At 40.2% G+C, this 11,023-nt stretch carries 10 protein-coding genes; 4 read left to right on the top strand and 6 right to left on the bottom strand.

What is annotated here, in order from left to right:
* Positions 1-528 precede the first annotated feature (528 nt).
* On the top strand, positions 529-1,503 hold the full coding sequence (locus BUA59_RS22865) for an IS5 family transposase (protein ID WP_072842403.1): 975 nt from the start codon (positions 529-531) through the stop codon (positions 1,501-1,503).
* A gap of 152 nt (positions 1,504-1,655) precedes the next feature.
* Here BUA59_RS22865 and BUA59_RS22860 read toward each other — a convergent pair whose 3' ends face one another.
* Complete coding sequence (locus BUA59_RS22860) at positions 1,656-1,862, bottom strand: helix-turn-helix domain-containing protein (RefSeq protein ID WP_211537571.1); 207 nt, start codon at positions 1,860-1,862, stop codon at positions 1,656-1,658.
* A 151-nt stretch (positions 1,863-2,013) separates the two neighbouring features.
* Between BUA59_RS22860 and BUA59_RS24065 the strand changes: the two genes are divergently transcribed.
* The 3 genes from BUA59_RS24065 to BUA59_RS22845 are packed head-to-tail and all read left to right on the top strand — an operon-like array spanning position 2,014 to position 3,713.
* Positions 2,014-2,229 (top strand): hypothetical protein, encoded by a 216-nt coding sequence (locus BUA59_RS24065; RefSeq protein WP_072842401.1) that lies wholly within the window; start codon positions 2,014-2,016, stop codon positions 2,227-2,229.
* A gap of 9 nt (positions 2,230-2,238) precedes the next feature.
* Complete coding sequence (locus tag BUA59_RS22850; RefSeq protein WP_072842400.1) at positions 2,239-3,459, top strand: Arm DNA-binding domain-containing protein; 1,221 nt, start codon at positions 2,239-2,241, stop codon at positions 3,457-3,459.
* Positions 3,456-3,713 (top strand): hypothetical protein, encoded by a 258-nt coding sequence (locus BUA59_RS22845; RefSeq protein ID WP_072842399.1) that lies wholly within the window; start codon positions 3,456-3,458, stop codon positions 3,711-3,713. Before BUA59_RS22850 ends, BUA59_RS22845 begins: the two co-directional genes overlap by 4 nt.
* Positions 3,714-3,782: 69 nt before the next feature.
* On the opposite strand, the gene BUA59_RS22840 is transcribed toward BUA59_RS22845, so the two are convergent.
* From BUA59_RS22840 to BUA59_RS22820, 5 genes are read right to left on the bottom strand one after another with little or no spacing between them, the layout of a single operon-like run.
* The gene (locus BUA59_RS22840) at positions 3,783-4,553 is read right to left on the bottom strand and encodes a M48 family metallopeptidase (protein ID WP_072842398.1); all 771 of its coding nucleotides are present in this window, start codon (positions 4,551-4,553) and stop codon (positions 3,783-3,785) included.
* Positions 4,554-4,559: 6 nt separating this feature from the next.
* Positions 4,560-7,892 carry a type I restriction endonuclease subunit R gene (locus BUA59_RS22835; protein ID WP_072842397.1) on the bottom strand — a complete coding sequence of 1,111 codons (3,333 nt, stop codon included), beginning with the start codon at positions 7,890-7,892 and terminating at the stop codon, positions 4,560-4,562.
* Complete coding sequence (locus BUA59_RS22830) at positions 7,889-8,506, bottom strand: SLATT domain-containing protein (protein ID WP_072842396.1); 618 nt, start codon at positions 8,504-8,506, stop codon at positions 7,889-7,891. The genes BUA59_RS22835 and BUA59_RS22830 overlap by 4 nt, the downstream gene beginning before the upstream one ends.
* Positions 8,507-8,515: 9 nt before the next feature.
* Complete coding sequence (locus tag BUA59_RS22825) at positions 8,516-9,796, bottom strand: SMODS domain-containing nucleotidyltransferase (RefSeq protein ID WP_072842395.1); 1,281 nt, start codon at positions 9,794-9,796, stop codon at positions 8,516-8,518.
* Between the two features lie 14 nt (positions 9,797-9,810).
* A complete protein-coding gene (locus BUA59_RS22820) occupies positions 9,811-11,001 on the bottom strand; it encodes a restriction endonuclease subunit S (protein WP_072842394.1) in 1,191 nt (396 codons plus the stop codon).
* Positions 11,002-11,023 lie beyond the last annotated feature (22 nt).

Raw genomic sequence — 11,023 nt, 5'->3', positions numbered from 1 at the left:
TAAAGAATAGCGAGCTATTGATTTAAAAGAGAAAAAAGAAGGATTTCGGTCATTCCGACCGCACATTTCGCTAATCCGATCACTGATTTCGGAGTTCGCTTAAAAGTGGCCGGATCATACCGAAATGGCTGTTCGGAATGCTCCGAAATATGCAACTTATCAAAAGTCGAGTGGAAAACGCTAAATTTGACTACACAAATATCGGTTATTAATTGAGCATTTTTGCAAGTATGCTATTATCAATTTTGACTATTAAATATCTATTAAAGCACTTTAATACACATTTCATGTAAATTTAATTACCTCATAAATTTCTGATTTAATTGGATTAAAGTGTATTAAAGACATGTTAGGTATACATGTGCAGTACCCTCCGGAGGGACTATATATTTAACTAATAGTCTTCAATCAGCATTAAATGTCCTTCGCTTTTTGTGACCATATGGTGAGTAAAATGATTTTTAGCTAAGGAAGATGCGAATAAGTCCCGTGCATGAGACAATTCATTTTTAACCTTCGAGCCTAACCATGTCACATCAACTCACTTTTGCCGACAGCGAATTCAGCAACAAACGTCGTAAAACACGTAAAGAGATTTTCTTGGCTCGAATGGATGTGCTGATGCCGTGGAATCAGCTTGAAGCCGTTATTGAGCCTTTTTACCCCAAAGCAGGAAAAGGAAGAAGACCGTATCCGTTATCCACCATGTTTCGCATTCACTGTATGCAGCATTGGTACAACATGAGCGACCCTGCTATGGAGGATGCGCTTTATGAAATCACGTCCATGCGTTTGTTTGCTGGATTGTCGCTGGACAGTGCTATCCCGGACCACACAACCATCATGAATTTTAGGCACTTACTGGAAAAGCATAAGCTCTCCCGTCAGCTGTTTAAAGAGGTCAATAAGTGGTTGTCTAGCGCTGGGATTTATCTAAAAGAAGGCACCATTGTCGACGCCACCATTATTGAAGCGGCTAGCTCGACTAAAAATAAAGCAAAAGCACGCGATCCAGACATGCACCAGACTCAAAAAGGTAAGCAATGGTTCTTCGGGTTAAAAGCTCATATTGGTGTAGACGCGAGAACAGGCCTGGCGCACAGTTTAAGTACAACAGCCGCCAACGTACATGACATCACAGAGACAGAAAATCTGCTTCATGGTGAGGAGCGCTTTATCTCAGCGGATTCAGGTTATCGAGGTGCACAAAAACGAGAGGAATTAAAAGACATCGAGGCGGATTGGCTGATTGCAGAAATGCCAAGTAAGGTGCGTCTTCTCAAGAGACACCCGAGAATCAACAAGCAACCAATCCGAACAGAATACCTCAAAGCCAGTATCCGAGCAAAAGTAGAGCACCCGTTTCGGATCATAAAGCGACAGTTTGGCTTTAGGAAAGTGATCTATCGAGGGCTGGCGAAAAACGACAACAAACTGGCGATGCTGTTTGCCTTATCTAATGTGTTTAGAGTTGACCAGATGATACAGGCGGCAAGGGGTTAATCCGTTCAAAATCCACTAAACAAGGCTAAATAAGCTTGCTTAGTGGTGAAAAGCATCAAAACAGATGGAATCCTGTGCTTTTTTATTTGGAAAAGAGAAGTTGAGTGTTTTGCAACTTCTTAATCGTAGTTTCCCTAACTTGGAGCAGCTTTTCAGAGCACGCGTTTTAGTAGCTCATTTGGCTCACAATCAAAGTAGTCACATAGTGCACTAAGTGTATCTGTATTGGTATTGTAGCCTGGCTGATTGGCTATCCTAGTCAAAGTAGCCCTACTTATACCTATATCTTGACTTACTTCTCCGACAGTAATTCTCCTGCCTTCTTTAAATGATTTCTCATCGAGTAATTGCTTAAACATGACACGCAGCATTGTTCTTCTCCAATTAGAGTTTTTCCTATTGTATCAAATGAGTCATATTTGAGTCATTTTTATCTTGACTGAGTCATTAAAGCCTACTATTGTTCTTTTATGACTCAAATGAGTCATAAAAGAATCAATAGGATCTATTATGAATCAAAAATACTTAACAACCGAAGAACTTTCTGAGTGTATCAAGTACGACAGTAAGACCATACGTCGCAAATTAAAAGACACGGTTCTTATCGAGGGCATCCATTATTTTCGACCGTTCGGTGGTCGCAAAATTTTGTACATCTGGGAGCAGATAGAGGAAGACATGTTTAAAGTGCCTGCTATTAACACATTGATGGCTGGTGTCCACTAGGAGTGGTATATGGGAAGCATTAACGTTAGAAGCGGTAAGTTGCTGCTGGGTTTTCGTTTTAAGGGTGAGCGCTGCCGTGAGCAGACTAAGCTGATGGACTCCCCTGCGAACAAGAAGCGAGCAAAGCAAATTCTTGATCGCATTGAGGCTGAAATTACATTGGGCACATTTAAGTATTGGGATTATTTCCCAAATAGTAAAAAGGCTAAGTTGTTCAGAGAGCAGGGTGAAATACTGGCTGAGCATGTTGAGAAAAAAACCAGAAAAACGCTCTTGTTTAAAGAGTTTGCAGAGATTTGGTTTGATGAAAAAAAGATCGAGTGGAGGAATTCACATGCTCTTTCAGTGAGGAATAGCATTGATGTGTACTCAATACCTTACTTCGGTGAAAAAGAAGTCGGCAGCATCACAAAAGCAGACATACTAAATTTTCGTTCAACTCTCGCCAAAGAACTTAAACGAAAAACTAGTGCTCTTAAGCCTGCATCAATCAACAAGATAATGACACCTCTTCGAATGATTATTAATGAGGCCGCCGACCGATACGAGTTTACCTCTCCTTGGAAAGGAATTAAATCGTTAAAAATCATGAAAACAGACATAGATCCGTTTTCTTTAGATCAAGTAAATTTGATTATTCAGTTGGTTAGAAGAGACTTCAAAAGTTACTTCACAGTGCGGTTTTTTACGGGAATGCGTACTGGCGAAGTGGATGGTCTTAAATGGAAATATGTTGATTTTGAAAAACGGCAGATTCTAATTCGTGAAACCTGGGTAAAAGGGGAGTTTACTTATACTAAAACAGATGGCTCGCAGCGTGAGATTTACATGTCTCAGCCTGTCTATGACGCATTAAAAGCGCAATACAAAATGACGCATGATCAGGAGTTAGTATTTTGCAATATTGATGGTACGCCTCTTAGAAGTGACACTGTGACGAAGCGTATTTGGTATCCACTGCTAAGGCTGTTGGATCTCAAGAAACGACGCCCTTACCAAACACGCCACACAGCAGCGACGTTGTGGTTGGCATCGGGTGAAAATCCAGAATGGATTGCTCGTCAGATGGGGCATACGACGACGGAGATGTTATTTCGCGTTTACTCTCGGTATGTACCTAACCTGACTCGACAGGACGGTTCAGCATTCGACCGTTTATTACAGAGAGAAAGTGCTGCAATGCTTGGAAAAAGTGACTCGAGTTCCGCTGAAGGGGAGAAAACACTATGACACAATCAAATATTTGGGTGACACCTCAGGCATTGAAAACATCACAAATGCTGATCGATGATCTTCATATAAACGACGGTGTTGGGCTTGCTTCAATCCTCAATGTCTCGCCGGTATTTTCGAATTTTGAAGCTGTGTCACTATGGGTTCAAGATAAGCTAACGAGTGACTACGAGCGTTTTTCGAGTTATGAGGTGCTCAGAGGCTCGTTAGTTGGAAGTGTTCCTGCATTTCTTCAAGGGGACTGCTGGTAAAACGTTATAGATAATAACAATAAATAAGGGCTTAGCTGTTTGTGCTAGGCCCTTTTTCATGACTGATTTCTATCCATTTAAGTAGACTTCGGCCATTCCATCGAGTTTGGCTTTTACTTCTTTCCAGTTGGGCATGACTTGTGTGAGTAATCGCCAGAATCGTTCGCTGTGGTTGTGTTCTGCAATGTGACAAAGCTCATGAAGTATCACGTAATCAATGCATTCCTTAGGTGCTTTCACAAGGTGAGGGTTGAGCATTAATAGGCCTTTGGCGGAGCAGCTCCCCCATTGTTTTTTCATTGCCATCACACGAAATGATGGCGTGTCTGTCACCCACGTGGTTTTGCTGAGTATTTCTGTCAGTCGTTGTTGAAACAGCACTTGAGCTTTATTTTTGTACCATTGATCAACGAGCGCTTTTACTTTCTTGGTACGCTCTTCGTGATCCTGCTGAAATGTTACCTGTAGTTGGCCACGACTCAGTTTGACGTTGTTTGTTTGGTTAGTATCCACCAGCACTTTTAAAACATAACGTTTGCCTAAATAAAATTGTGTTTCGCCACTGACGTAATGCTTCGGTATCACAGTATTTTTTTGCTTAGCAAACGCTTCGATGCTTTGCCAAATCCATCTAGCTCGCTTTAGCACAGCTTTTCTTATGAGCTCGTCAGACGCATCAAAAGGGGCAGAGGCTGTTACTTTTTGGTCTGGATATACTTTTATCGTAACTTTCCGATTACTTTTTAATGCATCATCACAAATCGCTAGTTTACGAATGATATGATATTGGATGGCGTTGTCTCCATAAGTAAAAAGACCTGTTTCACTGGGTGTTGCCATTTCGCCTTACCCTCTTGCTAAGCCTAAACGTGTGATTTTTAGGACTTCTTCTATCAATTTTTGAGCGTTATCGAGACCTACAGCAACAAACAACACGGGTAGTAACTTCATGCTGATGGCGTTTTCAATTTCAGCTGGATTAATAGAATATTCTGCAACAGCCGTTGTAACAGCCTCATCAATTTCAAACGCGAGAGAAACCAAACGACTATTATCCAATGATTTTTCAGATAAGAGCTCATCATCAAAAAGAAGTTTGAATAATCCGAAATAGGCCTGTGCATGTCTGTTGAGCTTTCCAGACGCGTCGACAAAATCGTTTGGCATGTCTGGCATCTTGCGTTCTTTAATATCTTGTTCAAAGTCGGCAAATAAAATGTACTGTTTGACCGGCGCATCAAACATGGCTTTCGCATCCTCAATGGCTTTTTTTAGAAGATTAGAAAAATGCTCCTGAGCATAAGGGTCATCTGCCAAATCCTGTTCAATCATTTTGGTGATACGCCCCGTAATTTTATCAGTTTGATTTCGAGCTTCATCGCTGGTCATTTCTTCTGGTTGAGCGTGCCTACCCAAATTACCTACCAAATAGGCGCCTTCAGGCTCTTTTATTTCAATGCCGGCAATATGCTTGTCTAGCAAGCTTCGAATGTCTTCTGAGTATTCGTCATAGTTGATGGTTTCATTGGCATCTTCACGGACTTGTAGGCGCAACTCAACAAACGATTTTAAGTCACGTTTATAGAGGTCTCGTTTGTTCCCGGCAGGAGAAGCACCATCAAAAAATTTGTCCTCAAAGTAATTGGCTGATTGAAGGGCGACCTTCATACAATTAGAAAAGGCAGTGAGAGCGGCATAGAAATCGTCTCTTTTCTTCGAATTAGCATCATTAAAATGTCCGTTTGATTCGCGGATTTTTGGCGCTAATGCTTGTCTTAACGCGGGACCATCTTGCTTGTTCTTTACGCTATCAAAAATCGTCCATAAATCACGATGTAAGCCTGGGAGCTTCTTATACTCCATATCCATTCGATTATATAAGCCCTTCAAATCATCAATTTCAAAGCCATTTTGTGTACGCTCAGCTAGGTCTTGGTATTTATCAATTGTGGTATCTAGCTCTTTTAAAATGCCGCGATAGTCAATTAAGTAACCAAACTGCTTTTTTTTGTGTAAACGGTTTACCCGAGCAATTGCTTGTATCAAGTTATGTTCTTTGAGAGGTTTATCAATATACAGTACGGTGTTTTTTGGCTCGTCAAAGCCTGTTAAAAGCTTATCGACGACGATCATAATATCGGGTCCTTCATTACGGCTGAACTCATTAATGATCGCTGAGGTATATGCCTTTTCATCACCACGATACGTTTGTGCTACGTTATTTTTCCACCACTTTTGGACGATATCTTTGCTTTCTTGGTCCACATCTTCGTGTCCTTCACGGGTGTCTGGCGAAGACATAGCAAGTACCGAAGTGACCTTGCCAATTTTATCTAAAGCATATTGATAGCGAACGGCCGTGGCTTTTGAGTCGCAAGCCAACTGACCTTTTAAATGTCTTTGTTTAAAGTTCTGGAAGTGGTCAGAAATATCGTGGGCAATTAACTCAATACGACCTTCGGTTTGGTAAATTTGTCCTTTTTGAGAGAACTTCCTTTTCAGATCCGATTTTTGTTCGTCTGTGAGTTTTTCGGTAATTCGATCAAACCAGGCATCAATGGCTTTGTCATTCACATTCAAATCGGGAATGCGCTCTTCATACAATAGAGGTGTGACCGTCTGGTCTTCGACGGCCTGTTGCATGGTGTAGGAGTGAATGATCTTACCGAATTTATTTTCGGTCTTATCGTCTTTTAATAGGGGAGTTCCGGTAAAGGCAACAAAGGCTGCTTTTGGTAAGGCTTGTCGCATCCGAATGTTGTTTTCGCCGTTTTGACTACGGTGGCCTTCATCAACCAAAACGATAATATTCGGACTGTCGTTAAAGCAGTTCTTTTGTTTTACCGCGGAGCCAAATTTATTAATGATGGAAAAAATGACCCGCTCGTTGCCTTGACCGATTTGCTCTGCCAAGCGCTTACCTGATGTCGCCATGGCCTCTTTTTTATCTCGTGCGGTAAAGACTCCACCAGATGAAAAGGTACGGCTTAGCTGGTCTTCTAGGTCTATTCGATCGGTAACAATTATTACTCGGCACTGGGCGAGCTCTTCAAACCAAATCAAGGCTTTGGATAAAAATACCATGGTAAAGGATTTGCCGCTGCCGGTGGTGTGCCAGATCACGCCACCTTCTCGTGCGCCAGCAGGATCAAACGTACTGATACGCTCTATTAACGCTTTAATGCCAAATACTTGCTGATAACGAGCGACGATTTTGCCTGCTTTTTTATCAAATAAAGTGAATAAGCGCGTCATTTCCAGTAAACGGTCGGGGCGTAGTAAGCAAGTGATGATCCTGTCTTGATCGGTCACGGCCAAATCTCCAGCGCTTATTAACGACTCGTATTGTGTTCTGGAGGAGGTTGGTCGGTGATCAAAAAGTCGGTTGAGCTGTTGATCGTTTAAGGCCTGATTTTTCAAGCGGATAAACTCAGCTTCTGTTATTCCAAGGTGAGAGTCTTCTTCTTTCCACTTAGCCCAAAACTTTTCAGGTGTGCCGCAGGTGCCATATAAACCATCGTGACCATTGACCGATAGTAATAACTGACTGTAGGCATAAAGGTGAGGGATTTCGGTTTGGCCTTGATTGCGAATATGCTGAGAAATCGCCTCGGTATTTGTTGAGCGACCTTCCTTTTTTGAGTCTGGTCGCTTGGCTTCGATGACCGCTAGAGGAAGACCATTTACAAAGCAGACAATATCGGGAATGCGGTTGCCTGTGCCTTCTGCATTTTGTATAACCAACTCTTCGGTAAAATGGAACTGGTTATTACCTAAATGGTGCCAATCAATAAGTTGAATAGTCGGAGAGGCTTTTTTGCCATCAATGAACTCAGTAACACTCACTCCATACATCAGGGCATTATAGATTTTTTCATTGGCTGCTTTTAGCCCTAAGTTCATTGCTGGGTTTAACTCATGCATCACTTTATCAATTGCGGCTTCAGTGAGTTTGTGTTGCTTACCAGCAAATGGAAATGTTTGTTTGGCTAAAAAATCATGCAGTTTAGGCAACAAAATAACCTGATGAGTTCTTTTCTTATTGATTGCTAGAGCATTGCCACGCAAAGCCTCGCATTCGCTTGGAGGAATAAAGGTGTAGCCCAGATTTGAGAGTAAAGACAGTGCGGGGATTTTTGCGCTGAATTCTTCTTGGAAGTTAACAGAACCATTACTCATGAGTTAAATCCTTTTGTTTGAATGAATTCACAAACATGAGTTATGATTGAATCTGTATTTAGCAAAATGATAATTGCCATCACTATTAAGGAAATCCAAAAAGTTAGAGGTACTTTGTCCCTAAAAAATCCAAATTTTCTTTGTTCATCTATCCAAGCAATTTGCTGTTCCCAAAAGAATTTATAATGCGCAAGCCAAGAAGCAAACATAATCTGATGTGGTGCACAGCTTTGATTAAATTTAATTTCTATATTTTTAAGATCAGTTTTTGCTTTTGGGATGTCAGGTGATACACCTTCTAATTCTGACATGAGATGTTTAAGCTCATTAAACAGGTCCATTAGTGAATCACCATTCTGTTTATAATTTGCTTTTTCACCATTGCGCATTGACACGTATAAACCGATTAAGCCTAACACCAGTAATGCGCAAGACATGAATTTTGTCGAAAGGTTAGAGAACGCTAACGCATAAATACCAAAGGCCATAGAAAAAAAACTAATTAACCCGGGTAGTCTTTCTATCATTTCATAGCTAGCGAAATGAAGCTTAGCTGAGTAACCAACATTATAAGCTGTTTCAGCAATGTGCTTTTTCAAGTTGTTAATATCCACTTTTGTCTCCTATTGAATCGGCACATCAATTCTATCTTTCGCCACAACCACACCGTGTTGAATGGCATAGCATTCAACAACATGTTCTCCATTAAAATCAGTCTTTTCTTCTTTATTTCTAAAGCCTTTATCGACCAAAATATCGCCACGGATACAATCACGTTTCTCCGCTTCTGTACCCTGATTCAAAACTTTCCACTTCAATATGAAGTCTCCGGGCACATTGATATCAGCTACATAAAACTTCAATTTTTTCTTAGCTTGTAACTTTAATTTACTAGCCAACATCGTTCTTAATAAGGCTTCTCTAAACCCATTTTGAGACACTTCGCATTCAAGAGTTAAGTTATATCTGATATCTACAGTGTAAGAATCCTCAATGAATTGCTCTGTATTTCTGTAGTTATAAGCTGAGGATTTACTCTCTTGAATTGCAGCAGCAGGGAATGGTCTTCCAAATATTTTTTTCCACTTTTTATGCGCCGATGATGACTCACCAGCCTCTATAGCTTTCAACGAGTTTTCATATGCTATTTTCGCTTTTCGCTGAAACTTTGCTTTAACGTTTACTCTCTGGTTACTGCCGAGTGCCAGATAATAATCTTTAGTTGGTTCTTCAGATAAATACTTGAAAAAATCTCTACACATCCAGTCATAGAATACTTTAGACCGATTATCGTAATCAGAAGAGGACTTCAGAAAATTATACGCTAGTGTATCGATAAGTAGACCACCCATACCGGCACCGCTTTTGTTTTTCCATGCTCTAGCCATTTTACAAAGCTTCCGTAGATTTTTATTCTTTTGATCTACAAACTCTTTCATGGCCTTTAACTCTTCACGAGGTTTGGTAACTTTCCAGCTACCACTATTGTATGTGTCAGGATATTTAAAGCTGCCATCGTCTTGCTCAAACACAGGTTGAACTTCGACCATAAAGCCATTGTAGATAACTTGAACTACTAATCTGTCCTTTTTAACGGTAGTTCTAGGATACCTAGTAGAAATGGCATCTTTTGTATCATCCAACAACTTAGATTGTTTACTGTCTTTGTAATCATTCCATTTTGATGCTGGCATAATGTAAAGCATATCAAGGTCTGAAATGCCTTTTATGCCAGTCCAGCGACCATATGAACCGACCTGTAAGCTATTTGCCGTTTTGGATTCGGTATCACGAAATTTTTTATTCAACGCTGATGTTATTTCTTCGTACTTTGATGTAATTGAAGCAGCATTATCAATTTTCAAATTTGCTAAAAAATCGGTAAACATTTCAGTTGTTGTCATTGATATTCCCTTATCTAAATTTTAACTCTCTTTTTGCCTGTTAACAGTTGCTGCATCAGCGCTTTTTTCTCTTTTTTTAAATCTGCGAGTTGTTTTTCTAGTAGTTTGATTTCTTGATCTGCATTGATTAATACGCTAGCTATTTTGTCCTGCTCTTGATAGTTAGGAAAGTGCCACTTTATTTTGGCAAAGTGGGGGTATTTTAGATTCCATGTATCTGAAACTAGACCTTGAGAATTGCGTTCAAAAATATGAATTAATTTTGGCAGCTTGAATAAATATGAAGCAAATTTTGGTGACACTCCATTTTGAGGGATTAAAATTGTATATGCAGGGCTAACAATACCTTCAAGATCAGAAAGCCCAGAAACTCCTTGCCACATTCTCATGGTATTGTAACCAATATCGTTGGGGCAAATTCTTCTGTATTTTGATTTATCCTTGTTTGACGTATCTTTACGGCCAACATCATCCCTACTTATAACTCCTCCAGTTGAAGTAATTGATATTAGAGGTAAATCATTAAAGCCTGTCTCAACTCTTTCTTTAAACAGTTGGCCTAGCTGAAATTCTTCCCATTTATCTTCAAACGGTTTACCTGAGTCATCAAGTAGGCGTTTATTGCCTGTGAGCAGTTGTTGCATGAGGGCTTTTTTCTGCTGCTTGCTGTTGTCGATTAAGCGCTCTGTGGAGCTAATCGCTTTATCCCAAGTGGATAGAATTGTGGCGATTTTGCGTTGTTCTAACTGCGGAGGAATTGGAACATGAATACCTTTAATAATTCCTGCGCTTAAATTTTGTTGACCGCCACTATTCGCTAATTCTCTAATATTTTCATATTGACTGACTAAATATTGATAGTAGTAATCAACTTCAAAGCCATCATTGAGTAGTAATGCAGCACACGCTTGATTTGTTGAAGCTTCAATCCCTAGCTTTGCAACTTGACCACGAGTTTTTCCTTGGCCATACATAGCCATTAAAATAGTGTCTTTTGGAAAAAGTTTCGCTGATGAATTTTTAAGTCCTGCTTCAGTTATTTTTTGCTCTGTATCGTTAATAATACCAAACTGAACTTCAGTTGTTGTTACCCAAGGTATTTGACCATCAATCCAATACGAATCATTTTGTCTACTAGGAGTTCCACCAGAAGAAACTTTAGCAATATCCTCTATTACACCTTTTTCCCATCCATTAGGCACCATAACCTAGCTCCTTCAAGTAGCC

This window comes from Marinomonas polaris DSM 16579 (genome assembly GCF_900129155.1).
Taxonomy (GTDB): domain Bacteria; phylum Pseudomonadota; class Gammaproteobacteria; order Pseudomonadales; family Marinomonadaceae; genus Marinomonas; species Marinomonas polaris.
This window is presented reverse-complemented; position numbering and strand designations above follow the sequence as displayed.